21 protein-coding genes and 1 pseudogene are annotated in these 24,500 nt (G+C 73.5%); 9 read left to right on the top strand and 13 right to left on the bottom strand.

Annotated elements, in window-relative coordinates; genetic code table 11:
• Window positions 1-6 precede the first annotated feature (6 nt).
• The gene (locus ACWC94_RS11435; protein WP_450796292.1) at window positions 7-4,317 is read left to right on the top strand and encodes an HAD-IC family P-type ATPase; all 4,311 of its coding nucleotides are present in this window, start codon (window positions 7-9) and stop codon (window positions 4,315-4,317) included.
• Window positions 4,318-4,682: 365 nt separating this feature from the next.
• On the opposite strand, the gene ACWC94_RS11430 is transcribed toward ACWC94_RS11435, so the two are convergent.
• A complete protein-coding gene (locus tag ACWC94_RS11430; protein WP_450796291.1) occupies window positions 4,683-6,077 on the bottom strand; it encodes a nucleobase:cation symporter-2 family protein in 1,395 nt (464 codons plus the stop codon).
• A gap of 151 nt (window positions 6,078-6,228) precedes the next feature.
• Window positions 6,229-7,563, bottom strand: a complete 1,335-nt coding sequence (locus tag ACWC94_RS11425) for an FAD-dependent oxidoreductase (RefSeq protein ID WP_450796290.1) — start codon at window positions 7,561-7,563, stop codon at window positions 6,229-6,231.
• A 112-nt stretch (window positions 7,564-7,675) separates the two neighbouring features.
• On the opposite strand from ACWC94_RS11425, the gene ACWC94_RS11420 reads away from it, so the two are divergent.
• Window positions 7,676-8,533, top strand: a complete 858-nt coding sequence (locus ACWC94_RS11420) for a DUF6214 family protein (protein ID WP_450796289.1) — start codon at window positions 7,676-7,678, stop codon at window positions 8,531-8,533.
• Between the two features lie 18 nt (window positions 8,534-8,551).
• Here ACWC94_RS11420 and ACWC94_RS11415 read toward each other — a convergent pair whose 3' ends face one another.
• The 5 genes from ACWC94_RS11415 to ACWC94_RS11395 form a co-directional block, all read right to left on the bottom strand.
• A complete protein-coding gene (locus tag ACWC94_RS11415; protein WP_450796288.1) occupies window positions 8,552-9,238 on the bottom strand; it encodes a TetR/AcrR family transcriptional regulator in 687 nt (228 codons plus the stop codon).
• 197 nt (window positions 9,239-9,435) lie between these two features.
• Window positions 9,436-10,125 (bottom strand): HAD family hydrolase, encoded by a 690-nt coding sequence (locus ACWC94_RS11410; RefSeq protein ID WP_450796287.1) that lies wholly within the window; start codon window positions 10,123-10,125, stop codon window positions 9,436-9,438.
• Window positions 10,126-10,135: 10 nt separating this feature from the next.
• Window positions 10,136-10,840, bottom strand: coding sequence for a phosphatase PAP2 family protein (locus tag ACWC94_RS11405; protein ID WP_450796286.1), 705 nt, complete (start codon window positions 10,838-10,840; stop codon window positions 10,136-10,138).
• Between the two features lie 77 nt (window positions 10,841-10,917).
• Entirely contained in the window at window positions 10,918-11,853 is a 936-nt protein-coding gene (locus tag ACWC94_RS11400) for a M56 family metallopeptidase (RefSeq protein WP_450796285.1), read from the bottom strand.
• Between the two features lie 92 nt (window positions 11,854-11,945).
• Window positions 11,946-12,503, bottom strand: a complete 558-nt coding sequence (locus ACWC94_RS11395) for a DUF5134 domain-containing protein (protein ID WP_450796284.1) — start codon at window positions 12,501-12,503, stop codon at window positions 11,946-11,948.
• Window positions 12,504-12,676: 173 nt separating this feature from the next.
• Here ACWC94_RS11395 and ACWC94_RS11390 point away from each other — a divergent pair, with 173 nt between their 5' ends.
• Together ACWC94_RS11390 and ACWC94_RS11385 are read left to right on the top strand one after the other, a co-directional pair.
• Window positions 12,677-14,377, top strand: coding sequence for an FUSC family protein (locus ACWC94_RS11390; protein WP_450796283.1), 1,701 nt, complete (start codon window positions 12,677-12,679; stop codon window positions 14,375-14,377).
• Window positions 14,374-15,018 carry a MarR family winged helix-turn-helix transcriptional regulator gene (locus tag ACWC94_RS11385; protein ID WP_450796282.1) on the top strand — a complete coding sequence of 215 codons (645 nt, stop codon included), beginning with the start codon at window positions 14,374-14,376 and terminating at the stop codon, window positions 15,016-15,018. Before ACWC94_RS11390 ends, ACWC94_RS11385 begins: the two co-directional genes overlap by 4 nt.
• Here the strand turns inward: ACWC94_RS11385 and ACWC94_RS11380 are convergent.
• The 3 genes from ACWC94_RS11380 to ACWC94_RS11370 all read right to left on the bottom strand — a co-directional run bounded on the left by ACWC94_RS11380 (window position 15,015) and on the right by ACWC94_RS11370 (window position 17,115).
• A complete protein-coding gene (locus tag ACWC94_RS11380; RefSeq protein WP_450796281.1) occupies window positions 15,015-16,067 on the bottom strand; it encodes an aldo/keto reductase in 1,053 nt (350 codons plus the stop codon). The genes ACWC94_RS11385 and ACWC94_RS11380 overlap by 4 nt on opposite strands.
• A 73-nt stretch (window positions 16,068-16,140) precedes the next feature.
• Entirely contained in the window at window positions 16,141-16,518 is a 378-nt protein-coding gene (locus tag ACWC94_RS11375; protein WP_450796280.1) for a hypothetical protein, read from the bottom strand.
• A gap of 204 nt (window positions 16,519-16,722) precedes the next feature.
• Window positions 16,723-17,115 (bottom strand): VOC family protein, encoded by a 393-nt coding sequence (locus ACWC94_RS11370; RefSeq protein WP_450796279.1) that lies wholly within the window; start codon window positions 17,113-17,115, stop codon window positions 16,723-16,725.
• Between the two features lie 70 nt (window positions 17,116-17,185).
• On the opposite strand from ACWC94_RS11370, the gene ACWC94_RS11365 reads away from it, so the two are divergent.
• Window positions 17,186-17,725 (top strand): GNAT family N-acetyltransferase, encoded by a 540-nt coding sequence (locus ACWC94_RS11365; RefSeq protein WP_450796278.1) that lies wholly within the window; start codon window positions 17,186-17,188, stop codon window positions 17,723-17,725.
• Between the two features lie 21 nt (window positions 17,726-17,746).
• On the opposite strand, the gene ACWC94_RS11360 is transcribed toward ACWC94_RS11365, so the two are convergent.
• On the bottom strand, window positions 17,747-18,430 hold the full coding sequence (locus ACWC94_RS11360) for a glycerophosphodiester phosphodiesterase (RefSeq protein WP_450796277.1): 684 nt from the start codon (window positions 18,428-18,430) through the stop codon (window positions 17,747-17,749).
• Window positions 18,431-18,822: 392 nt separating this feature from the next.
• Between ACWC94_RS11360 and ACWC94_RS11355 the strand changes: the two genes are divergently transcribed.
• The 4 genes from ACWC94_RS11355 to ACWC94_RS11340 all read left to right on the top strand — a co-directional run bounded on the left by ACWC94_RS11355 (window position 18,823) and on the right by ACWC94_RS11340 (window position 22,774).
• The gene (locus tag ACWC94_RS11355; protein ID WP_450796276.1) at window positions 18,823-20,220 is read left to right on the top strand and encodes a DUF6421 family protein; all 1,398 of its coding nucleotides are present in this window, start codon (window positions 18,823-18,825) and stop codon (window positions 20,218-20,220) included.
• A 59-nt stretch (window positions 20,221-20,279) separates the two neighbouring features.
• The gene (locus ACWC94_RS11350; RefSeq protein WP_450796275.1) at window positions 20,280-21,035 is read left to right on the top strand and encodes an SDR family NAD(P)-dependent oxidoreductase; all 756 of its coding nucleotides are present in this window, start codon (window positions 20,280-20,282) and stop codon (window positions 21,033-21,035) included.
• On the top strand, window positions 21,032-22,102 hold the full coding sequence (locus ACWC94_RS11345) for a threonine aldolase family protein (RefSeq protein WP_450796274.1): 1,071 nt from the start codon (window positions 21,032-21,034) through the stop codon (window positions 22,100-22,102). The genes ACWC94_RS11350 and ACWC94_RS11345 overlap by 4 nt, the downstream gene beginning before the upstream one ends.
• A 78-nt stretch (window positions 22,103-22,180) precedes the next feature.
• Window positions 22,181-22,774, top strand: coding sequence for a transglutaminase domain-containing protein (locus ACWC94_RS11340; RefSeq protein ID WP_450796273.1), 594 nt, complete (start codon window positions 22,181-22,183; stop codon window positions 22,772-22,774).
• Here ACWC94_RS11340 and ACWC94_RS11335 read toward each other — a convergent pair.
• Window positions 22,741-23,537: pseudogene (locus ACWC94_RS11335) on the bottom strand (NAD-dependent epimerase/dehydratase family protein). The gene ACWC94_RS11340 and the pseudogene ACWC94_RS11335 overlap by 34 nt on opposite strands.
• 96 nt (window positions 23,538-23,633) lie before the next feature.
• Window positions 23,634-24,362, bottom strand: a complete 729-nt coding sequence (locus ACWC94_RS11330) for a lysophospholipid acyltransferase family protein (protein ID WP_450796272.1) — start codon at window positions 24,360-24,362, stop codon at window positions 23,634-23,636.
• Window positions 24,363-24,500 lie beyond the last annotated feature (138 nt).

Below are 24,500 nucleotides of genomic sequence, written 5' to 3'. Positions count from 1 at the left end.
AGGGCCATGGTCCTCGGACTGCTGGCGGCGCCCTCGGCCGCCGTACGGATGCTGCCCGCCGCACCACGGCTGCTGGCGCGGGCGGCGGCGCCGGCGGTCGGGGTGGCCGCCGGTGCCGCCGCGAGCACGGCGCGCGCCGGAGTGCGCGGCGCGGAGGCCGCCGTACGGGTGACACGGGTCGCCCGCAACGCGCTGCCCGGCGCCGGCGACCACTGGCGGGCCGGTGCCCGCGCCCACCTGGCCCTGCGTCCCGCGGAGCATGAGCACGTACGGCACGCGGGCGGCACGGCCCATCTGGCACGCCGGATCGCCGAGGCGCTGGCCGAACGGCCCGACGTGCTCGTCGCCTACTGGGACCAGGGACTGGCGCGCCTGGTGGTGACGGCGACCGGCGAGGAGGCTGCCGACCAGGTGCTGGAACACGCCGCCGAACTGGCCGAGCGGCACGGACTGCTGCTGTCCGCCGACGACGTGGAGGAGACCACGCACCCCGCCGATCCGGCAGGGGTGCGCGCCGCCGTGGCCACGCTCGCCGCCGACGCGGTCGGTATCGGCGCCGCGCTCACCGCCTACTCGCTCCGGCTGCCCCCCTTCCCGCGCCAGGTCACGGCCGTGGTGACACTGCTGCGGGAGAATCCGCGCTTTCGCTCCTGGCTGCGCGCCCGGCTGGGCGACACCCGCATGGACCTCGTGCTGGCCTGCGCGAACGCCGCCGCCCACGGCGCAGGGCAGACCCCCACCTCGCTCGTGCTCGACGGCGTCCTGCGCGCCTGCCAGGTGGCCGAGACCGTGGCCCGCGCCGCCGCCTTCGACGCGGTGCACGACCAGCTGTGCGCGCCGGGCCGCGTCAGCCTCCCGGCGGACGGCGCTGGCCGGCCGCCGCTGCGGGAGTCCCCGGCCCAGGAGTACGCCGCCCACGCCTCCGCGGGCAGCGTCCTCGGCGCCGCGGCCACCTTCCTGGTCAAGCACAACGGCACCGAGGCGGCGGAGGCGGTCCTCGCCGGCTCGCCGAAGGCCGCCCGCTACGGCCCCGCCGCCTTCCACGCCGTCCTCAGCGCGGCGCTCGCCCGCACCGGCGTGCTGGTGCGCGCCCCGGAGCGGCTGCGCCAGCTGGAGATGGCCGGCACGGTCGTGCTGCACCCCAGCGTGCTGCGCACCGACGACGGCGAGGCCGACCCGTGGGCCGAACCCGTCCTGGACGCGGCCCGTCGGGCGGGACTGCGGGTGGTGCTCGTGGACGATCCCGCCCTGGAGGACTTCACCGGTCTCGCCGACCAGGTCGTGGACGCGCGCCGGCCGCTGGACGACGTGGTGTACGAGGCCCGCGGCGACGCGGGCACGGTGCTCGCCGTCGCCCGGGTGCGCTCCGCCGACGACCACGGGGTCCTGGCCGGGCTGCGCGCCGCCGACCTGGCCCTCGCCCTCACCGACCAGGACGGTGCCGTGGTCTGGGGCGCGGACCTCCTGGCCCTGCACGGGCTGCCCGACGTATGGCGGGTGCTCATCGCGATACCGGCCGCCCGCATGGTCGGCCGGCACGCCCAGACCCTCGCCCGCTCCGGCGCCGCGCTCTCCGGGCTCCTGGTGGCCGTCGGCGAGTCGGGCGGCGGTCACGGACGACTCGCCGCACTGCCCGGGATGCGGCACGCCCCCGTCGACGCCGGCGCCGCCTCGGCCCTGCTCTCCGGGATCAGGGCCGCGCTCGGCGTGGCGGCGGCCCGGCCCCCGCACCCGCGTCCGCGCGTGCACTGGCACGAACTGGACCCCGAGCAGGCCCGCGAGCGGCTGGAGCACGAACCCGCCGTCGAGAGCACCGAGTCCGACACCCTGACCGCCCGCGCGCGCAGGGTCGCCGCCGGGGTCGCCCGGCACCCGCTCGCCGCGCCCGCGCGCTGGTCCTACCGGCTCGGCGGGGCCGTACGCGGCGAACTCCACGACCCGCTCACCCCGGTCCTCGCCGTCGGGTCGGCGGCGTCCGCGATCCTCGGCTCGGTCGTGGACGCCCTGCTCGTCGTCGGCGCCCTCGACCTGAACGCCCTGGTCGGCGGCGTCCAGCGGCTGCGCGCCGAACGGGCGCTGTCCGGACTGGTCGCCGACCAGCAGCAGAAGGCGCGTCTCGTGCCGCCGGAGGCGGAGGCACCGGCGGGCGGCACGCGCACCGTGGAGGCGGGCAAGCTGCATCCGGGTGACGTGATCCAGCTGAAGGCGGACGACGTGGTGCCCGCCGATGCCCGGCTGCTGTGGCAGGATGGTCTGGAGGTCGACGAGTCGGCCCTGACCGGCGAGTCGCTCCCGGTGGAGAAGCAGACGGACCCGACCCCGCACGCCCCGGTCGCCGACCGGCGCTGCATGGTCTTCGAGGGGACGACCGTGGTGGCGGGCCAGGCACGGGCCGTCGTGGTCGACATCGGTGAACGCACGGAGGCCGCCCGCGCCGTCCACCTGGCCGCCCGTACGCCCCCGGCCGGCGGTGTCCAGGCCCGGCTGCAGGAACTCACCCGCAAGGCCCTGCCGTTGACACTGGCGGGCGGCGGAGCGGTCACCGGACTGGCGCTGCTGCGCGGCACCCCCATCCGGGAGGCGGTCAGCGGTGGGGTGGCGGTGGCCGTGGCGGCCGTACCGGAGGGGCTGCCGCTGGTGGCCACGGTGGCGCAGCTGGCCGCCGCCCGGCGCCTCAGCCGCGGCGGCGTCCTCGTCCGCACCCCGCGCACGCTGGAGGCGCTGGGGCGCATGGACACCATCTGCTTCGACAAGACCGGCACACTCACCGAGAACCGGCTGCGGCTGGTGCGCACCTCCGATGCCGACGGCACGGTTCGCGCGGTGGACGACGACGGGTCCGCCGACACGGTACGGGCCGCCGCGCGTGCCTGCCCGCAGCTCGACGGCGGCAGCGACCGTCCGGTGCACGCCACCGACGAGGCCGTGCTGGCCGCGGCCGGTGCCGACCCGGACTGGACGCGGCTCGCGGATCTGCCGTTCGAGGCGGCACGCGGATACGCCGCCGCCGTCGGCCGGGCCGGGGACGGACCGCTCGTGCTCGTGGTCAAGGGTGCTCCCGAGACCGTGCTGCCGGCCTGCTCGGGCCTCCCGGAGCACGCCGCCGAGGCGGCCCACGCGCTGGCGGCGGACGGCCTCCGGGTGCTGGCGGTGGCCGAACGGCGGCTCGACGCGACCGAACAGGAGGCCGCCGACGTCCTGGAACAGCCGCTGCGGGATCTGGAGTTCACCGGACTGCTGGCGCTGTCCGACGTACCGCGCGAGACGTCCACGGCGCTGGTGGCGGGGCTGAACAAGGCGGGCGTACGACCGGTCATGCTCACCGGCGACCACCCGCAGACCGCCCGGGCCATCGCCGCCGATCTGGGCTGGCCCGAGGACACCGTCGTGGTCACCGGGGACGAGCTGGCGGCGGCGGACCGGGCGGCCAGGGCCCGGATGCTGCGGGACGCGGGCGTGGTGGCCCGGGTGGCGCCCGAGCAGAAGCTCCAGGTCGTCGAGGCGCTGCGGGACGCGGGCCGGGTCGTCGGCATGGTGGGCGACGGTGCCAACGACGCGGCGGCCATCCGCGCCGCCGACATCGGCGTCGGCATCAGCGCGCGCGGCTCGGCCGCCGCCCGCAACGCCGCCGACATCGTGCTCACCGACGACGATCTGACGGTCCTGATCGACGCGGTAGGCGAGGGCCGGGCACTGTGGCACAGCGTGGCCGACGCCATCGCCATCCTGATCGGCGGCAACGCGGGCGAAGTCGGGTTCGGCATCCTCGGCACGCTGCTGTCCGGCCGGGCGCCGCTGTCCACCCGGCAGATGCTCATGGTCAACCTCTTCACCGACCTGTTCCCGTCGATGGCGGTGGCCGTGACCGAGAAGGACGACACACCCGGCACCGTGCGCACCCGCAGCGGATCCCCGGAGGAGGCTTCCGCCGTGCTCGGCGCACCCCTGCTCCGGCAGATCCGGCACCGCGCGCTCACCACCTGCCTGGGTGCGGTGACGGCCTGGCTGATCGGCCGCTTCACGCCGGGCAGCGCGCGCCGTTGCGGCACGATGGCGCTGTGCGGGGTGGTCGGCACCCAGCTCGTGCAGACGTGGCTGGACCGTCGCGACAGCCGCCTGGTGCAGATCACCTGCCTGGGTTCCGCCGTGGCGCTGGTCGCGGCGGTGCAGACCCCCGGTGTCAGCCACGCGGTCGGGTGCACCCCGCTCGGCCCGGTCGGCTGGGCCGGCGTCCTCGCGGCGATCGCCCTGGCCCTGGCGGGCCAGCGGGTGCTGCCGCGCCTGGAGGAGACGGTCGGCCGCCTGCTGCCGGGCTGAGCGCCGGGCGACACGGCCTGCCCGACTCCCCGGGTGCGCGGCGAAGGGGGGTGGGGCGATCGGTTGCTGCCGGGGTGTGGGGTGGAGGGGCTGGGCGGTCGGTTGCTGCCGGGTGCGCGGCGAAGGGGTGGGCGGTCGGTCGTCGTCGGGGTGCGCGGTCGGTCGTCGTCGGGGGTGTGCGGCGAACGGGCCCGGTCGGGCGGCTTCGGGAGGCGCGGGCCGGTGGCCTGCCGCAGAAGTGCCTGAAGTGCCGGGCCTACGTCCTCAACTCAACCCGATCCGGGCAGCCTGGACCAGGACGCGCCCAAGGGCTGTCCGCGGTGACCTCCCTGTCCGATCTCCCCTGACGTGAGGCTGGCGCCGATCTAGGCGGCCCCTTCCCGGGGGTGCTCGGCAGCCTCCTGGCCGCCGCCACCGACCGGCAGACCGGCCGACTCGGTGAGCGCATCCGAACCGGCCTTCGCCGGAAGGTGGTTGAAGAGCACGTTCAGCACGATCGCGGTCAGACAGCCCGCGCTGATGCCGCTGTTCATCACGGTCCGGAACCAGTCGGGGAACCTCTCGTAGACCGTCGGCACGCCCACCGGCAGCATGCCGATCGCCACCGACACGGCGACCACCGTCAGATTGCCGTCGCCGCGGAAGTCCACCCGGGCCAGCGTCCGCAGCCCGCTCGCCGCGACCGTCCCGAACATCACGAGTCCGGCTCCGCCCAGCACCGGCGCCGGGATCGCCGCGACCACCGCGCCCAGCTTGGGCAGCAGGCCGAGCAGCACCAGGATCCCGCCGGCCGCCGCGACCACCCAGCGGCTGCGCACCCGCGTCATGCCGACCAGGCCCACGTTCTGCGCGTACGCCGTGTACGGGAAGGTGTTGAACACCCCGCCCAGCACGGTCGACAGACCGTCCGCCCGCAGCCCGTCGGCGAGCGAGCGCGGCTGCACCTTGCGTCCGGTCAGCTCGCCCACGGCGACGAGGTCACCCGTCGTCTCGGTCATCGTCACCAAAGCCACCACCAGCATGGACACGATCGCGGACGCCTTGAACCGCGGCACCCCGAAGTGGAAGGGCGTGCTGATCCCCACCCAGTCGGCGTCCCCGACCCCGCTGAAGTCGGTGAAGTGGAAGGGCACGGCGACCGCGAGACCGGACGCGATGCCGATCAAGACGGCGATCCGGCCGAGCGCGGCGGGCCCGAACCGCTGCACGGCCAGCACCACGAGCAGCACGAAGGCGGCCAGTGCCAGGTTCTTCGGCGCGCCGAAGTCCTTCGCACCGGCGCCCCCCGCGGCCCAGTTGCCCGCCACCGGCAGCAGGGAGAGCCCGATGACCAGGATCACCGTGCCGGTCACCAGCGGCGGGAAGAAGCGCAACAGCGTGCCGAAGACGGGCGCGAGCAGCATGATCACAAGGCCTGCGACGATCACCGCGCCGTAGATCGCGGGCAGCCCGCCGCCCGTCGTCCCGATCAGCACCATCGGCGAGACGGCCGCGAACGTACAGCCCTGCATGATCGGCAGCCGGACACCGAACCGCCGGAAGCCGACGCACTGGATCAGCGTGGCGATCCCGCACACCAGCAGGTCGGCGGTGATCAGATACGCCAGGTCCGCGGATGACAGCTTCATCGCGCCGCCCACGATCAACGGCACGGCGACGGCACCGGCGTACATCGCGAGCACGTGCTGCAACCCGAAGACGGCCAACTGCCGTACCGGGGGGATCTCGTCAACGGGGTGGACGTCCGCGGTCGTGGTCATGGGGGCTCCGTCAGCGGCGGGGGGAGTGGCATCCGAACAGGACGAGACCGTAAGGGCCTTGAACAGTTTGTTGATTTCCGCTCTGTTGCCGGCGTGTGTCATGTCCCCGGCCATGTCACCAGGTCATGCCACCGCGCGGCCGGGCGTGGCGCTACGCCGACCGGGCCGCCGTCAGCAGCGCGTCCCAGTCGGCCAGCTTGACCACGCTCCGCCCCAGCCGCGCGCCCAGTGCCGCCTCGGCCTGCTCGATCGCCAGCCACCCCGCCCAGGGCACCGGTTCGATCCCGGCCGCGCGCAGCGCCGTCACCGGATCCTCCGGCAGCTGCTTGTCCAGCAGCGCGGGCGCGTCCGCGAGCAGGGACGCCACCGTCTCCTTGGCGCAGGGCCGGTTGGTGCCGATGACACCCGTCGGGCCGCGCTTGATCCACCCGGCTACGTACTCGCCCGGGGAGGGGACACCGTCGCGTACGACGCGTCCGGCCTCGTTCGGCACCGTGCCGCTCGCCGCGTCGAACGGCAGCCCGTCCAGCGGCACTCCGCGATAGCCCACCGAGCGCAGCACCAACTGGGCGGGAACGTCCTCGAACCGGCCGGTGCCCGTCACCCCGCCGTGCCCGTCCGGTGCCGTCCGCTCGAAGCGCACGGCACCCACCCGGCCTCCGTCCGCGAGCAGTTCCACGGGGCGCAGGAAGAACCGCAGGCCGACGCGCCGGACGGCACGGGCCGGGGACCGGGCGGCCCAGTCGCGGAGCACCTCCAGATTGCGGCGCTGTCCGGCGGGCAACGCCGTCGGGTCGGCCGGATCCAGCGCCAGGTCGGCCGGGTCGACGGCGACTTCGGTACCGGGCAGCGTGCCCAGCTCGCGCAGCTCCTTGGTGGTGAAGCGGGCCTGTGCGGGGCCACGCCGGCCCACCATGTGCACCTCGGTGATCCCGCTCGCCGCCAGCGCGTCCAGCGCCGCCTGGGGGATGTCCGTCGGGCGCAGCTCCGCGGCACCCCGGACCAGCATCCGGGTCACGTCCACCGCCACGTTGCCCACGCCGATGACGACGGCCGACCGCACCCCCCGCAGGAATCCGGCGTCGGCCGCGTCCGGGTGCGCGCTGTACCAGGCCACGAAGTCGGTCGCGGACCAGCTGCCGGGCAGCTCCTCGCCCGGGATCCCCAGCCGGCGGTCGGTGGCGGCGCCCACGCAGTACACCACCGCGTGATACGGCTCCCGCAGCCGCTCCACCGGCAGTCCGCCCGGGCCGCCCACCCGGACCCCGCCGAGGAAGCGCACCCGCTCGTGCTCCAGCACCGTTCTGAGGCTGCCCTGCAGCGACTTGATCTTCTCGTGGTCCGGAGCGACACCGTAGCGGACCAGGCCGTAGGGGCACGGGAGCCGGTCCAGGACGTCCACGCACACTCCCGGGTCCCGCTGAACCAGGGTCTGGGCGGTGTAGCACCCGCTCGGCCCCGAACCGACGACGGCGACACGCAGCACAGCGGTACTCCTTGCCCGAAGGAGGGTGTGCGGACGGCTCCAGCATGGCACCCTCGGGGCCGCGACGGCAGGGGCCGGCGGGGTGACGCCGACGCGTGTCCGTTCGTATGGAATGCGATCATGCGGTTACGTTCCGTGTGTGCTAGAAGCATCCTTTCTTGATCTTTCTGATCGGAACGCGGAGGACGGCGCCGTATCCGTGTGGCCCGCGTGGAAGGTGCGGGAGCACGGCGGCACGACGTCCTGGTACCAGGTCCTGCTGGCCTTCCCCGACGGCGCCCGCGTCGAGGCCCTGGCCGTCCTGCGTGACGGACGCGTCTCCATCGAGGACGTCAGCGCGCAGCCGGCCCTGTCCCTCACCGACCTGACGGTCCTCGCCCACTGGATCGAGGCGCCGCTGCTGGAGTCGTGCGGGGTGGCGGTGGAGCGGTCGCACGAGGACGGGGGCGACCGGCGGTCGGACGAGCGGCACGAACGGGACACCGCCGGCGGGGGGCGGGAACGGGACACCGCCGGCACGGAGCCCGTTCCGCAAGCCGCCGCCACGGAGTCAGTTCCGGAAGCCTCCGCCACGGAGCACGCGCCGCAAGCCGCCGCCACGGAGCATGCGCCGCAAGCCGCCGCCACGGAGCATGCGCCGGAAGCCGTCGGCATGGAGCAGGCTCCGCCGGCCGCCGCCCCGGACCGTGAACCGGAAGCCGACGGCCAGGAACGCGAACCGGAAGCCGGCGGCGAGCAGGAGAGCGCGCTGCACTGCACGGGGCCGCGCCGTGCCCGGTCGGGCTGGCCGCGTGGCAACGAGGGCCGGCGGCTCGTCGCACAGGAGTACCGCGCCGCCCAGCAGCAGGGCTTTGACCCGGTGCTCGCCGTGATGAGCGCGACCGGGCACAGCCGTCGCCGCTCCCTCAGGCTGATCGCCCAGGCGCGGGACGCCGGTTACCTGACACCCCGTCATGCGCGTCGGGACTGAGGCGGGTTGCGGCGGTCCTCAGGGGTGACTGGGCTGACCCGGGTGGCTGGGACGCTCTTCCGTGGCGAAGAACCGGGACAGGTCCTCTTCCCGCGCCTCGCCGCCCGTCACCCTCTCCGGCGGCACCCCCGACTCCCAGTCGAGCCCGTACCGCTGGAACAGTTCGGCCCGCAGCGCCGGAACGGGCATCGGCACCCCCGGCACCAGGGCCGAGTACACCGCGCCCATCAACAGGGCCCGCAGCAGCTGATAGTCGGCGAAGACGTCGTCGGAGCCGTACCGGGCGACGGTGTCGCTGAGCAGCTCCGACAGCCGGCGCTGTTCCGGGCACTGCACGAAGCCCTCCGCCTGCAGCAGCCCCGCCATGTGCTGGCGCATCAGCACCGGCCGGTCGCGGGCCAGACCAAGGATCGCGTCGATGGTCCGGGCGAGCCGCTCCCGGCCGTCCTCGGTGCGCGGCTCCCGCTCCAGCGCCTCTTCCAGCGTACGGTGCATCAGCCGGTGCACGGCGGACTGCACCAACTGGCGCTTGCCGGGGAAGTAGTACGACACCAGTCCGCGCGCCGACCCGGCCCGGTCCGCGATGTCGCCCAAGGTGGTCGCCTCGTAGCCGCGCTCGTCGACCAGTTCCACGGCGGCCTGCAACAGCCGCTCCCGGGAACGTCGCCGCAACTCTTCATTGACCGAGGCGCTGCGCGGGGACATCCTGTAACTCCTGCGTTGACTGGCTGCCAGCCAACTATACTCATCGCAGGGGGCGCCGCCGTGCGCGGGCCGCCCTGTCCAGGGCTGCCGTCCGTCTGGGGCGACGCGGGGGATCGTCTCAGACGGACGGTACCGGAACGAGTCCTTTTCGCCGAGCTCCCAGGACGGCCGGCCGGTCCGCCGGCAGCCCCGGGACCTCACCCCACCAGATCCAGCACGGGAAGCAGCGCGTCGGGCCGGTCCGCCACCGGCAGGTGGTCGACGAAGTGCACCCGGCAGCCGAGCGCGGTCGCGCCGCCGTCCGCCTCCTTGCTGTCCCCGACCATCAGCACCTGCCGCGGATCGGCGCCCAGCGCCGCACAGGCGACGGAGAACAGCCGGGGGTCCGGCTTCTGCACGCCGTGCTCGTACGACAGCACATACGCGTCCACATACGGGTCCAGGCCGTGCTCGCGGAACACCGGCCGCAGGTCCCAGCCGACGTTGCTGACCACGCCGACACCGATCCCGCGCTCGCGCAGGGTGCGCAGCACCTCGGCGGCGTCCGGGTACGGGACCCAGGCGGCGGGCGTCATGTGCCGTTCGTACAGTGCGTCGTGCAGCCCGGGGTCGGGCAGCGGCACCCGCCGGGACAGGCCCGTGTAGGCGGCCCGGTGCAGCTCCGCGCTCTCGTCCCGCACCGCCCAGACCCCGGTCAGATCCTCCGGCAGTTCGACCGGGTTCGCGCCACCCGCGAGCGCACCGGCCTCCTCCAAGGCCCGTGCGGTGTCCAGCAGTTCGGGTTCGGGCAGGGTGTGTCCGGTCTGTGCCAGTACCGCACGCAGCCAGGACTCGGTGGACTCGACGCGGAACAGCGTCCCGGAGAAATCGAACAACACGGCAGTCATGGGCTCGACCCTATCCGGGCCCGTCGGCGGACGTATCGGCGTGGCGACGGCGCGGCCACTCGTGCACCACCACGGCCAGGGTCACCAGCAACGCCCCGAAGAGCCAGCCGCCGAGCACGTCCGAGGGCCAGTGGACGCCCAGCCACACCCGGGTGACGCCCACGCCCACCACCGAGACCACGGCCACCGCCACGGCCGTACGCCACCGGGCGCGGCCCGCGCCGAATCGGTGCAGCAGCCACAGCAGCAGTCCGCAGACCACGGTGGCCGTCATGGCGTGACCGGAGGGGAAGGCCGCGTAGTGGGCGGAGTCGACGGGATCCGGCCACACCGGGCGGGGCCGGCCGACGGCGTCCTTGACCGTCTGCTGCACGATCCCCGCCACGGTCACGGTGGCCGCCAGCCACAGCGCCGTCCACCAGGCGGCGTGCCGCCACACCAGCCACACCGCGGCCAGCGCGCCCGTCAGGCGCATGGTCAGCGGGTCCCAGACCCAGTCCGTCAGCACCCGGAAGACATGTGTGAGCACGTGGTCGCGGACCGCCCAGCGGTGGGTCGTACGGGAGATGCCGCCGTCCAAGCCGAGCAGGGGGTGCCAGTGGATCACGACCAGGACCGACAGCACCCCGCAGCACATGCCGAGGGCGGCTGCGAGGAGTGCGGTGGTGCGCAGGGTGTGTGGGCGGGGCCGGAGCGGGGCGGGGCTGTGGCGCATACCGCGATCCTCGTCGACCGGGCGGCCCGGGGCCACCAACCGGCCGGCTCGTGCGGCCTCCTGTCGTGCGGTCGGGCTCAGCCGAGGGCCCGCAAGCCGGGGACCAGGGCCACCAGTACGGGGATGACCGGCACCAGCGCCGCGACCGCCGTCAGGCGCAGCCGGCGCAGTGCGGGGAGCCGGTCCGGAGGAGTCAGCAGTCGGTGCACACGCTGCGGCACATGGGCCTGCGGGGTGGGGCAGGGCCCGAAAACGCCCCGTTCCTCGTTGAGTTCGACCAGCGCCAGCGCGGTCGTCAGCCGGCCGAAGCGCCGGGAGGCCATGTCGTCGGCGGCGAGCTCGACCAGCCGGTGCATCTCGTCGCGGAACGCCGCGAACACCGGCACCTGCGGGAACCCGCCCGCCAGCGCCGCCGAGCAGTGCAGCAGCCAGTCGTGCCGGGCCTGCGCGTGCCCCTGCTCATGGGCGAGGAGCGCGTCCAGTTGACGCCCCTTCAGGCGGCGCAGCGCGGCCGTCGTGATGACCAGCCGGGGTGCCGTACCGGGCAGCCACCAGGCGTCGGGCCGCTCGCCCTCCAGTACCACCAGTCGGCCGCTCGCCGGCTCCTCGCCCGGCAACAGCGGGGCCCGCACGAGGAGTTCGGTCCGCCGTGCGCGCCGCCGGGTACGGGCCCGTACGACCTCGCGCACCAGCATCGCGAGACTCCACAGGCCGCCGGCGGCGAGCAGGACGGCGGTGGCCGCCGCCCAGGGCCCGGCCGTGCCCAGGGCGTAGGCGTCCACGACGGCGCGCGGAGCCCGGGCGAAGACCTGCCCCCGGACCGCCTGCCAGGCCGCCGACGCGCTGAGCGTCATCGACAGCAGACAGCACAGCAGCACGGCCGCCACGACGCACTGCCACACCCAGAGGGCGACGACCGGTTCGCGGTCCGGCCAGTCGGCCCGGGCGAGCAGCCGCGGGGCGACGACGGCGGTCAGGGCGCCGAGCAGCAGCAGGGTCACGGGGACCATCATGGTCAGCACCCTATGAGCGCGAGGCCGCTGACGGGTACGGTCCGCGCCACCGAAGTGACGCAGACAACGCACCCGCGCCGGGCGCCCACGGCTCACATGGTCAGCAGCATGGCCACCATCCCGATCCCCATGGACAGCCGGCAGGCCCGCGCCAGCTCCGGCCGGTCGCCCCAGCCGGCAGGCGCGCCGCCGGCCCCGGCCACCGTGACGGCGGCGGGCACCAGGCGGGCGCCGGCGAGCAGCACGTACCCGCTGAAGTACGCGAGCAGCACGCCGGTCAGCAAGGGCACCCCGGTGCCGCCGTGTGCGTGGTGCGCGCCGGCCGGGGCCGCGGCCATCACGACCGCCATGTAGACCATGGCGGCGGCGCCCACGAGGTGGTGCAGATGACGCGGGGCGGCGCGCGCCGTCCACAGCGCGCGTAGTGCCGCCGCGCCGAACACGGCCGCGTACACCGGCCACGCCCAGCCCGGCGGCGTGAACACCGCCGCCGGAACGGCCATCACGGCCATCCCGAACCCCATGAGCGCCTCGCCGCCCGCGGCCCGGCGCTGCTCCTCGACACCGCTGCGCATCCGCAGCAGGCAGTACGCGCCGGTCGCGGCGCACAGCGCGACCAGCAGCCACGCTGCCGGCACCGGTCCGTGCACACGCACCTCCCCGCTCGACGGTGGGTCGAGGATGCGATGCCCACGGCAAGCGGAGCGCACGCGAGCGCAAGGGTGTATACGGGGAGCACTCGCCGGAACGCGGCAGGTGAACGCGCCGTGGGTGTGTGTCGACCGAGGAATTTTACGAGTAAAACACATGTTAAATTGATGCCATGAGCCGTGCGACCCGCCACCTGCTTCCCCTCGCCGGAGTGCTCCGTCTCGGACGGCCCTCCGACATCTGGTTCAAGCCCGCGCTGAGTGCGGTCGCCGCGGTCGCCCCGCCCAACCTGACCCTGCTGGCGCTCGGCCGCCTCGACCTCGCGATGTACACGATGGCCGGGTCGTTGTGCGCCCTCTACGGCCACAGCAGGCCCTACGCCGCCCGCGCCCGCCTCCTCGCCCGGGTGGTGCTCGCCATGGTCGGCGGCCTCGCCGTGTCCCTGCTCGCCGCGTCGCTCACCTCCGATCCCGTCGTCCTGGTCACCGTCGGCGCCGTCATGGCGGCCGTCCAGAAGACAGCGTGCGACGCCGCCCGGCTCGGACCGCCCGCGAACGTGGTGCTGACCTTCATCACCTCCGCCTCGCTGTTCGCGCCGCAGACCGTGGACCAGGTGCCGGCCCACGTCGGGCTGGCCCTGGCGGCCGGCGCCTGGGCCTGGCTGGTCGGCATGGCGCCCGGACTGCTCCGCCCGCACGGTCCCGAGCGCCGCGCCACCGCCCTGGCCCTGAACGCCGCCGCCGGGTACGCCGACACGCGCGGCAGCGCCGACGGCCACGCCCGGGCCGCGGCCGCCGCCGCCGTCCACGCCGCCCGGCAGTCGCTGCTCGCCGCAGGGGCCCGGCCCGACCGCACCCGGCGCGCGCTCGAACGGCTCCTCGTCCGCGCCGAGGTCGCCCTCGCCGCCCCGGCCGACACCGACCCCGCACGGCTGCGCGTCTGGGCCCGCGAGCTCCGCGGCACCGGCCTGATACCACGCGCCGGCTCCCCGTGCGAGTCCGCCGACGAACCCCTCGGCGTGGACGCCGAACCCTCCCACCCACGGCCCTCGTTGCGGCACCGCCTCGCCCCGCTCGCCCCGATCGCGTTGCGCACCGCGACCGGCTGCGCCCTCGCCGGTTACGCCTCCCTCGCGCTCGGGGTGGGCCGCCCGTACTGGGCCCTGGTCACCGCCGCCTCCCTCTACCAGGCCAACGTCACCCTCACCTTCAGCCGCGGCATCCAGCGTGTCGTCGGCAATGTCGTCGGCGTCCTGCTCTTCGCCGCACTCGCCCCCCTCGCCCACCTCCACCCGGCCGCCCTGGTGCTGTGCACCCTGGCCCTGAACTTCGGCGCCGAGGCGCTGATCGGCCGCAACTACTGGCTGGGCAGCGTCTGCGTCACGCCCATGGCCCTGCTCGTCACCGAGTTCGCCCGCGCCCAGAATCCGGCCGAACTGATCACCCAGCGGGTCGCGGACACCCTGGTGGGTGCGCTGGTCGGCCTCGTCGCGGCCGTCGCCGTCACCAACCGGCGTGCGGGCGACCGCCTCGACCACGCGCTGACGACCGCGGAACGCGCCCGCGAGAACGCCGCCCGGCTGCTGGCCGAACCCCACCCGGCACCCCGCGCCCTGGAGTCCGCGCGGCGTGCCCTCGCCGCCGCCCTCGTCGACCTGCGCGCCACGGCCGACGCCGTGTCCGGCGAGTGGTGGCAGCGCACCCTGCCCGAGGAGCGGGTCGCGCTCGCCGAACAGTCCGGACACCGTACGCTCGCGGCGACGGTACGACACCAGGGGTTCGTACCGCGCACCCAGGACCAGGGCCAGAACCCGGGCCGGCACCAGGATCAGGGCCGAGCCCCGGGCAGAGCGACGGAGGACATACGGCCATGACGGCGACGAACGGCGAACGGACGCCGGCGGAGAACACGTCCGGCACGGGCCCCGCTCCCGCCATGGGCTCCGCCCCCGACACGGGCTCCGCCCCGCGCGGAACCCAGCCCGGGACCGGCCCCGGCGGCACCGCCGGCCGTCGTGACACCGTCGCCGCCGTCGTCCGGCAGTGGCAGGCCGTCCACCCCGAGCTGGACACCGGGCCCATGGAGGTCATCGGCCGGATCAACCGCTGCGCGGCGCTGCTCCAGCAGGCGGAGGACGCGCCGCTGCGCCGGGCCGGGCTCAGCCGTCCCGAGTTCGACCTGCTGGGGGCGTTGCGCCGCACCGGGCACGAGCTGACCCCGGGGGAGCTGGCCCGGGAGACCTTCTCCTCCGGGGCCGCCGTCACCAAGCGGCTCAAGCAGCTGACCGAACGCGGTCTGGTCGAGCGGCGCGGCGACACCCGCGACCGGCGTGTCGCCCACCTCCGCCTCACCGACACCGGCCGCGACCTGGTCGACGGCATCCTGCCGGAGCAACTCGCCTACGAAACAACGGTTCTGTCCGTGCTGCCCCCGGCGGGCCAGGGTGAACTCGCCGGTCTGCTGGCCGAGTTGCTGAGTCACCTGGAGGGCCGCACGGGCACGCTGCGCGCCTAGAGCACGTCGTGCGCCGTACGCCGGCAGGTCGAGCGGCGGTCCTGGATGTCCGGCCAGCGGTCGCCGTAGACGTTGCGGGTGACCGGCGGCTCGCGCAGGAAGTCGTGCGGGAAGCCCAACGGGACCGCGCTCACCTCGTCCAGCCGCTTCACCGCGTCCGGGTCCAGCCGCACCCCGGTGCTCGCGAGGTTGTCGGCCAGCTGCTGCGGCCTCGTGGCGGAGACGATCGGTACGACGTTCCCGGGCCGGCCCAGCAGCCAGGCCAGAGCCACCTGCGCCGGGCTCCAGCCGCCCTGCTGGGCGACGTCCAGGACGACGCTGATCACGTCCTCCTCCCACGCCGCCGGCCGCTCTCCCAGTACGTCCAGCCGGCCCCGCTCCTTGCGCCGGTACTTCCCGGTGAGCCTGCCCGCCGCCAGCGGCGCCCAGGCGAACACGGCGAGGTCGAACGCCCGGGCCTGCGGGAGCAGTTCACGCTCCGGGGTGCGCTCCAGCAGGCTGTAGCGCAGCTGCGAGCCCGCGAAGGACGTCCAACCCCTCAGTTCCGCACCGGTGTTGGCCTGGGCGATCTCCCAGGCCGGCCAGTCCGACACCCCTACGTAGAGCACCTTGCCGGCGCGCACGACGTCGTCCAGGGCGCGCATCACCTCCTCCACCGGGGTGAAGTTGTCCCGGGCGTGCACCCACAGCACGTCGAGCCGGTCGGTGCGCAGCCGGCGCAGGCTCTCCTCGACCGACTGCACGAGGTTCTTGCGGTGGTTGCCCGCGGCGTTGGGGTCGCCGTCGTGGGTGCCGCAGGTGTACTTGCTCGCCAGCACGAACCGGTCGCGGCGCCCGGCCAGCAGTTCGCCGAGGATCCGCTCGGAGCTGCCCGAGGCGTAGTTGTTCGCGGTGTCGACGAAGTTGCCGCCCGCGTCGGCGTACGCGTCGAGGATCCGGGCGCAGGTGTCGCTGTCGGCACCCCAGCCCACGTCCTCCCCGAAGGTCATCGTGCCGAGCGCCAGCTCGCTGACGCGCAGGCCGGTCCGTCCGAACAGTGTGTATCGCACGTGTGCTTCCCTTTCCGGCAGGTGGTGCGTGCGACGCTAGGGGCTGGAGTGCTCTCGAAGGCAAGGGCGCCGCTCAGCCCGCCTCACCGGCCCGGTGTACTCCGAACGCCGCACCCTGCGGATCGCGCAGCACCGCGATGCGCGGACCGTCCGGCACCGGGACGGGCGCCAGCGCGACGGCACCACTGGCCCGCGCCGCGACCTCGGCCGGGGCGGCTGCGAGCCCTCGGCGAGGCGCGGTGGGCGGTGCGGCCCGCAGGTCTCGTACGTCGACGCCGACCCGGGAGGGGCCGTACGGCCCCGAAGGCGTGGCCCGGCCGAGGGGCTGCGGCGCCCTGGCACAGGACCCGCAGGACCCGCAGGACCCGCAGCACCGGGCGCGGGCCCTGGCGGCGACGCCGCAGGCCGAGTGCCTGCCCTCGCTGCCGGTCGCCGACGGCCCCGTGCTCACGGCCGGGACCAGGCCCGAGGGCGAGGCCGGACGCCAGGGGGTTTCGTTTGGATCAGGCCGGATCAGGCCGCGGCGTGCGGCGCGGTGCGCTGCATCGCGAGGCGGAGGGTCACCCGCGTACGGGGCGTACTCGGGTGATCCGACAACGCGGCGAGGTGCCGTGCCGGGTGTCACGGACACCCGGGCTGATCCAAACGAAATCCCCTAGATCCCCGGCCGGTACCGCAGCGGATGGTCCGCGGGGACCTCCACCAGGGCGATGCGGGTGCCGTCCGGGTCGGCGATCCACATCTCGACCAGGCCCCACGGTTCCCGCACCGGCGGCCGGACGATGCCGACGCCCCGCGCGCGCAGTTCCTCGTGCGCGGCCGTCACGTCGTCCACCTGCAACCACAGCCGCACCGCGGGCGACGGCGGCGTCTCGGACCTCCCCGAGACCTCCAGGAAACCGCCGCCGAGGAAGTAGACGGTCCCGCGCTCGGGACCCGTACCGAACTCGCGGTAGACGGCGAGCCCCAACTGCTCGCCGTAGAAGGCCCGGGAGCGCTCGGGATCGGTCGGGGTGAGCAGGGTCCGGCTGCTGAGTACGTGCACCATGCAGGCGGAGCCTAGGGCAGGGTTACTCTCGACCCTGGCTCTGCCACGCCCGAGACCGAAAGGCCGCCTCATGGAAACCGCCGCCACCGGACCCACCTTCCGCGACGCCACCGACGCCGACGTCGACGCGCTGGTCGCGCTGATCGAGTCGGCCTACCGCGGGGACGCCAGCCGGGCCGGGTGGACCACCGAGGCGGACATCCTGGAGGGCCAGCGCACGGACCCGGAGGGCGTGCTGCAGGTGATCAAGTCACCCGACAGCCGGCTGCTGACCGTGGAGCACGACGGCCGGATCGTCGCCTGCTGCCAGCTCGAACACCGCGGCGACCACGCCTACTTCGGCATGTTCGCGGTCAGCCCCACCCTGCAGGGGGCGGGCCTCGGCAAGACGGTCATGGCGGAGGCCGAGCGCCGGGCCCGCGAGACCTGGGGCGTCACCGAGATGCACATGACGGTGATCTCCGTACGCGACGATCTGATCGCCTGGTACGAGCGCCGCGGCTACCGCCGTACGGGAAGGATGAGCCCCTTCCCGTACGGCGACGAGCGGTTCGGCATCCCGCAGCGCGCGGACCTGCAGTTCGAGCTGCTGGTCAAGAAGCTCGCGTGAGCTCGCCCCCGCGAGGGGGCCCTACGCGGTGAAGCGCCCGGTGCGCTTGATCTCCGGGAAGTCGGTCGTCGCGCCGTCCAGCTCCAGGGCGCGCACCAGCCGCAGATGATCCTGGGTGTTGACGACCCAGCCGATGATCCGCAGCCCGGACGCGCGGGCGTGCTCGACGACCTCCAGGGTGAGCCGGCGGATGTTGAGGCAGACGGTCGCCGCGCCGACGGCGACCGCGCGCTCCACCACGTCCGTGCCGTAGCGGCTGGCGACCAGCGCCGTGCGCACGCCCGGCACCAGCCGCGCGATCTCGGCGACCGCGTCGTCGTGGAAGGACGACACCTCCACACGCCCGACCAGATCGCGCCGGTGCATCACCGCCGCCAGGGCCCGGGCCGCCGCCACGTCCTTGATCTCGGCCTGCAGCGGCGTGTGCACCGCGTCCAGGACCTCCTCGAACACCGGCACCCGCTCGCCCCGGCCCGCGTCCAGGGCGCGCAGCTCGGCCAGGGTCTTGTCGGCGATCGGTCCGGTGCCGTCGGTCGTACGGTCCACCTCCGCGTCGTGCATGACGACCAGGGCGCCGTCCTTGCTCAGCTGCAGATCGAGTGCGATCAGGTCGAGGCCGGCGTCCCGCGCGGCGACGAAGGAACGGAGGGTGTTCTCGGGCTCGACACCCATGACCCCGCGGTGACCGATGGTAAGGAAGTTCAAGGTTCAACTCGCTTCCGTCGACGGCGGCTCGGCGCGCGCGGGACGGGCGGACGCCGTCGTCCGCGCGGGCAGGTCGCAGCCTAATGGCCGGGCCGTGCGATGGACCCGCATGTGCACGAGGCATCCGGGTGGGTGGCGGCCGTCAGCTGGCCGGTGTCCGACCCTGCCGTCACCCTGTCGTGGGCGAGTCCCCGCACCCTTGACGGCCCCGCGGTGCGCCGCGCGTGAAGTGCGTGCCGCCGACGGAAGTGAGCGCCGTCACGGTTTACGGCAGGAAAAATGTCGGTGACCAAGGGCGAGCGCAGAATAATTTCCTGAGCTTGCCTCTTGCTGGCTGAAACGGGGTATGCATACGGTGTCCTTACGCGAGCTTCTCCCGTGGAGGATGGGACATGACGGAAATTCTTGTGCAGGCGGGTGCGGAGGGACAGGTTTCTTCGCCGACCAGGGTGGTGGAGCACCCGGCCTGGCCCGTGCTCAAGGATGCCGTGGAGCAGATCCGGCCATGGCAGTCCAAGGACGGATCGATCGACTTCGAGGCCGAGGGCGCCCCGGCCACGGCGGACGCCGAGGCCGCCGTACGGCGTGTCGTCGACGCGGTCGAAGAGCTGTCCCCGCTGCTCCCGCACGACGAGGCCTACCACCAGGCCCTCGTGAAGGACCTGCACCGCTGGGTCGAGGGCGGCTTCCAGGTGCCGGACTTCCTGGACTCCCTGCTGGCCTTCCAGCCCGCCGCGCACCGCGCGGACGGACTGCAGCACCTGGTCGTCTTCCCGATGTACACGCAGAACGGCAACCCGGACCGCAACCTGGAGGCGGTCGTGCTGCGCATGGTCTGGCCCGACTGGCTGGCCGAGCTGGAGCGCACCCGCTACGACAACCCGCTGTTCTGCGGCATCACCTTCGAGGACTTCACCTCGGGTTACGACACCAACTCCGCGGTCCTCTTCCCGGAGACCATCGCCGTCCGTGAGGCGCCGGAACGATTCTCCTGGGGTGGCATCTTCTGCGACCGCGAGGCCGCCCGCTTCCGCCGGGTCACCGACGCCGCCGTCGAGATCCTGGGCCTTGAGCTGCCCGAGGACATCGCCGCCATGGTCCACGACCAGAAGCGCTGCGAAGAGGCCTTCGTGCTGTGGGACATGGTCCACGACCGCACCCACAGCCATGGCGACCTGCCGTTCGACCCGTTCATGATCAAGCAGCGCCAGCCGTTCTGGATGTACGGCCTCGAGGAGCTGCGCTGCGACCTCACCGCCTTCAAGGAGGCCGTGAAGCTGCAGGCGGACGGTGTCCCGCAGGCCCGTGACGTGCAGTACGCGGTGCTCTTCGACCGGATGTTCCGCTTCCCGGTCACCGGTGACCGCGTACGCAACTACGACGGCGTCGGCGGCCAGCTGCTCTTCGCCTACCTGCACAAGCACGACGTCATCCGCTGGACCGACAACAAGCTCTCCATCGACTGGGAGCGCGCCCCGCAGGTCACCAACCAGCTGTGCGCCGAGATCGAGAAGCTCTACAAGGACGGCATCGACCGTCCGAAGCTGGTGCACTGGTTCGCCGGCTACGAGCTGGTCCGCACCTACCTCGCCCCGCACCCCGGCTCCAAGTGGGCCAAGGGTCCGGAGGCCCTGGACCTGACCCAGCCGCCGCGCAAGCTGGTGGACGACGTGCTTCCGGACGAGTTTCCGCTGAGCATGTTCTACGAGGCCCTGTCCAAGAAGCTGAAGAATGTGATCGCCTCCACCAAGGGCATCACGGCGGACAGCGCCGAGCCGGTCGCCGCGTGAGCGACCGCGTCCAGAACACTGCTTCGCGCGTCCAGAACACTGTTGCAGAGGGGAAGAACATGGGGAACGGGGCGAACGGGCCGCTCAGCGGCGCCGTGATCGCGGTGGCCGGCGCGGGCGGACCGGCCGGGCGGGCGACCCTGCTGCGCCTGGCCGAGGCCGGGGCGACCGTCGTCGGCGCGGACAACGACCCGCAGCGGCTGTCGGAGGCCGTGGACGCCGCCCGGTACGCCTCCGGCGGCGCCACCGTCACCGGTGACACGGTGGATCTGCTCGACCTGCAGTCCACCCGGGACTGGGCCGCCCACGTCGAGAAGGACTTCGGGCGGGTCGACGGCCTGGTGCACCTGGTCGGCGGCTGGCGCGGCAGCGAGACCTTCACCAAGACCAGCCTGGACGACTGGGACTTCCTGGAGCTGCTGCTCGTCAAGACCGTGCAGCACACCTCCCTCGCCTTCCACGAGGCGCTGCAGCGCAGCGAGCGCGGTCGGTACGTCCTGATCAGCGCGGCCGGCGCGAGCAGGCCGACCGCGGGCAACGCCGCGTACTCCGCCGCCAAGGCCGCCGCCGAGGCGTGGACGCTGGCCATGGCCGACTACTTCCGCAAGGCCGGGGGTGAGGGAGGACCCACGTCCGCGGCTACGATCCTGGTGGTGAAGGCGCTGGTGCACGACGCGATGCGCGCCGAACGCCCCAACGCGAAGTTCGCGGGCTTCACGGATGTCAAGGACCTCGCCGAGGCCATCGAGGGCGTCTGGAGCAAGCCCGCCGCCGAAGTGAACGGAAACCGTCTGTGGCTGACCGAGAAGCCGTGAACCCTCCCAAGACCGACGCGCGTCGCCACCACGACCCGCAGGTCCGCGGTTTCGCCAGTGACAACTACGCCGGAGCCCACCCGGAGGTGCTGGCCGCCCTGGCCCTGGCCAACGGCGGCCACCAGGTGGCGTACGGCGAGGACGAGTACACCGAGAACCTCCAGCGGATCATCCGCGGCCACTTCGGGGCCACCGCGGAGGCCTTCCCGGTCTTCAACGGCACCGGGGCGAACGTGGTCGCGCTCCAGGCGGTCACCGACCGCTGGGGCGCGGTGATCTGTGCCGAGAGCGCGCACATCAACGTCGACGAGGGCGGCGCGCCCGAGCGCATGGGCGGCCTGAAGCTGCTCACCGTCCCCACGCCCGACGGCAAGCTCACCCCCGAGCTGATCGACCGGCAGGCCTGGGGCTGGGAGGACGAGCACCGCGCCATGCCGCAGGTGGTGTCGATCACCCAGAGCACGGAGCTGGGGACGCTCTACACCCCCGAGGAGATCCGCGCGATCTGCGAGCACGCCCACGCCCGCGGCATGAAGGTGCACCTGGACGGCTCCCGGATAGCCAACGCGGCCGCCTCGCTGGACGTGCCCATGCGGACGTTCACCAACGCGGTCGGCGTCGACCTCCTCTCGCTGGGCGGGACCAAGAACGGCGCCGTCTTCGGCGAGGCGGTCGTGGTCATCAACCAGGACGCGGTGCGGCAGATGAAGCACCTGCGCAAGATGTCGATGCAGCTGGCCTCCAAGATGCGCTTCGTGTCGGTGCAGCTGGAAGCGCTGCTGGCGAAGGACCTGTGGCTGCGCAACGCCCGGCACGCCAACGAGATGGCGCAGCGGCTCGCCGAGGGTGTGCGCGCGGTGCACGGCGTGGAGATCCTCTACCCGGTGCAGGCGAACGGCGTCTTCGCGAAGCTGCCGCACGACGTGAGCGAGCGGCTGCAGAAGCGCTTCCGGTTCTACTTCTGGGACGAGGCCGCCGGGGTCGTGCGCTGGATGTGCTCCTTCGACACCAGCGAGGAGGACGTCGACAGCTTTGTGGCCGCGCTCAAGGAGGAGATGGCCCGCTAGCCGGAAGAGATGCATAGGTATGCGGTCACTTGAAAAGTCATTGACTGTCGAGTGGCTGCGTTCCTATGCTCTGCGGGCATGGAGCTGATCCAGAACACCGCCGACCTGTCCGCGTACTTGGCCGCCGACGAGGCCATCGATCTTCACCATCCCGTGGTCCGGGAGACGGCTGAGCGGCTGGTCGCAGGGGTGACCGACTCGTATGCCTATGCACGAGCCGCCTACGAATTCGTACGGGACGCCATTCCCCACTCCCAGGACTCCGGCGATCTCCGCGTCACCTGGCGCGCCTCGGACGTCCTGCGGCTGGGCACCGGCATCTGCCACGCCAAGGCCCACGCGCTGGCGGCCCTGCTGCGCGCCGAGGACATCCCCACCGCCCTGTGCTACCAGCGGCTCGCGCACGACGACGGCAGCGGGCACGCCCTGCACGGTCTGGTCGCCGTCCGCTTCCACGGCGCATGGCACCGGCAGGACCCGCGCGGGAACAAGCCCGGCGTGGACGCCCGGTTCTCCCTGGACGGCGAGCGTCTGGCATGGATCCCCGACCCCGCGGCGGACGAACTGGACCATCCCCTCCTGTACGCCGCGCCGCACCCGGTCGTCCTCGAGGCGCTGAAGGCGGCCCCCGACCGCGCCTATCTGTGGAAGACGCTGCCCGACTCGTTGTGAGACGGCGCCTGCCACGCGTGCTCGGCGGGGGAGTGGCCGAGGTCGCGGCGTGCCGCGGAGATGTCGAACCAGTGCGCACGGGTCAGTTCCGCCACGAGGAAGTGCGTCAGCAGGGGACGGCGTCGCCTTCGCGTGACTTTCCCCGCGGCTTCGAGGAGGGTGGCGAGGGCAAGCGCGGCCGAAGCGGGGACACCGCGCACCTCCACCGGGCTGCCGCCGTGCGCGAGCAGGCCCCGGACGGTGGCGGCGAGGGTGCAGGGGCGGCCCTGGGTGATGGAGTAACTCGCCCCGGAAAACGGGGAGTTGGCGGTCAGTTGCTCCACGGCCAGCACGTGTGCCTCGGCGGCGTCGGCGACGTGAACGGTGTCCACGCGGTTGGCGCCCGTGCCGGGCAGCAGGAGTGTCCCCCGCCGGACCGCGGCGCGCAGACCGGGCAGCAGCTGGGGGTCGCCGTCGCCCCGGATCAGGTGGGGGCGCGGCGACACGGTGGCCAGCTGGGGGCTGTCGGCGGCCAGGACCATCTGCTCGGCACGGGCCTTGGACCAGGGGTAGGGGCGGGGAACCGCCCGGGATAGGGGGCGGACTCGTCGACGCCCTCCAGATCGCGGCCGGGGAAGACCACACTCGCGCTGGAGCAGCTGACCAGCCGGCTCACTCCATGACGCCGGCACGCGTCGAGGACGACCGCCGTCCCCCCGGTGTTGACGGACGCGAAGTCGCGGCGCGGTCCTCGGACGTCGGCCAGCTCGGCCGTGTGGACCACGGCGTCACACCCGCCTACGCCGCGTCGGCGCGACCGGCCCCCACCGGCCCGCGGCCGGACGGACCTCCTGAGGGGCCCCGGCCGAAGTGCCGCGGGTCAGTGCGCCTCGGCCGTGCGCAGCTGCTCCACCGTCGGTGCCGTACCGCCCAGGTGGGCGGGCAGCCACCACGAGTCCTCGGGGCTCTTCGGGCGGCCGGGGTAGGCGCGCTGGGCGACGTCCAGCAGCTCCTGGACGGCCTCGCGCAGCCGGCGGGTGATGGCGCCGGCGTACTGGTCGCGGGGTGCCTCGACCGCCTCGCCGACGCGGATGGTGACGGGCAGGTGGTCGCGCTTGAAGTTGCGGGGGTGGCCCTTCGTCCACAGCCGCTGGGTGCCCCACACCGCCATCGGGACCAGCGGGACGCCGGCGTCCTGCGCGAGGCGGGCCGCACCGGACTTGAAGCTCTTCAGGGTGAACGACTGCGAGATCGTGGCCTCCGGGAAGACCCCGATCACCTCGCCGGAGCGCAGCGAGTCCAGCGCGTGCGCGTAGGCCGCCTCCCCCTGTGTGCGGTCCACCGGGATGTGCTTCATCCCCCGCATCAGCGGTCCCGAGATCCGGTGGCGGAAGACGGAGTCCTTCGCCATGAACCGCACCAGGCGCTTCTGCGGCAGGGCCGCCAGACCGTTGAAGACGAAGTCCAGGTAGCTGATGTGATTGCTCACCAGCACGGCGCCGCCCGAGCGCGGGATGTTCTCCGACCCCTGGCAGTCGATCTTCAGGTCCCAGACCTTGAACAGCGTCTTGGCGAAACCGATGACGGGACGGTAGACCAGCTCTGCCATGGGCGGGGTGGGCCCTTTCTGCTCTGCTCGGGAAAGGGGGGGCTCCCGGCGGGAAAGTTACGCAGCCGTAGGTTTACGGCGTCTCGCAGATCGTGCCCGAAGAACGGACGGGTAGCCAGTCCTGGTGCCCCACGGCGG

This window comes from Streptomyces sp. NPDC001135 (genome assembly GCF_053598395.1).
The sequence above is the reverse complement of the archived record's forward strand: the minus strand, read 5'-3'. Positions and strand labels throughout refer to the sequence as shown.

Excerpts from the sequence above, each read along its gene's own strand:
- ACWC94_RS11435 (WP_450796292.1), top strand. The coding sequence starts at position 7 with ATGGTCCTCGGACTGCTGGCGGCGCCCTCGGCCGCCGTACGGATGCTG.
- ACWC94_RS11430 (WP_450796291.1), bottom strand. The coding sequence starts at position 6,077 with ATGACCACGACCGCGGACGTCCACCCCGTTGACGAGATCCCCCCGGTA.
- ACWC94_RS11420 (WP_450796289.1), top strand. The coding sequence starts at position 7,676 with ATGCGATCATGCGGTTACGTTCCGTGTGTGCTAGAAGCATCCTTTCTT.
- ACWC94_RS11415 (WP_450796288.1), bottom strand. The coding sequence starts at position 9,238 with ATGTCCCCGCGCAGCGCCTCGGTCAATGAAGAGTTGCGGCGACGTTCC.
- ACWC94_RS11410 (WP_450796287.1), bottom strand. The coding sequence starts at position 10,125 with ATGACTGCCGTGTTGTTCGATTTCTCCGGGACGCTGTTCCGCGTCGAG.
- ACWC94_RS11405 (WP_450796286.1), bottom strand. The coding sequence starts at position 10,840 with ATGCGCCACAGCCCCGCCCCGCTCCGGCCCCGCCCACACACCCTGCGC.
- ACWC94_RS11400 (WP_450796285.1), bottom strand. The coding sequence starts at position 11,853 with ATGATGGTCCCCGTGACCCTGCTGCTGCTCGGCGCCCTGACCGCCGTC.
- ACWC94_RS11390 (WP_450796283.1), top strand. The coding sequence starts at position 12,677 with ATGAGCCGTGCGACCCGCCACCTGCTTCCCCTCGCCGGAGTGCTCCGT.
- ACWC94_RS11385 (WP_450796282.1), top strand. The coding sequence starts at position 14,374 with ATGACGGCGACGAACGGCGAACGGACGCCGGCGGAGAACACGTCCGGC.
- ACWC94_RS11370 (WP_450796279.1), bottom strand. The coding sequence starts at position 17,115 with ATGGTGCACGTACTCAGCAGCCGGACCCTGCTCACCCCGACCGATCCC.
- ACWC94_RS11365 (WP_450796278.1), top strand. The coding sequence starts at position 17,186 with ATGGAAACCGCCGCCACCGGACCCACCTTCCGCGACGCCACCGACGCC.
- ACWC94_RS11355 (WP_450796276.1), top strand. The coding sequence starts at position 18,823 with ATGACGGAAATTCTTGTGCAGGCGGGTGCGGAGGGACAGGTTTCTTCG.
- ACWC94_RS11350 (WP_450796275.1), top strand. The coding sequence starts at position 20,280 with ATGGGGAACGGGGCGAACGGGCCGCTCAGCGGCGCCGTGATCGCGGTG.
- ACWC94_RS11340 (WP_450796273.1), top strand. The coding sequence starts at position 22,181 with ATGGAGCTGATCCAGAACACCGCCGACCTGTCCGCGTACTTGGCCGCC.
- ACWC94_RS11330 (WP_450796272.1), bottom strand. The coding sequence starts at position 24,362 with ATGGCAGAGCTGGTCTACCGTCCCGTCATCGGTTTCGCCAAGACGCTG.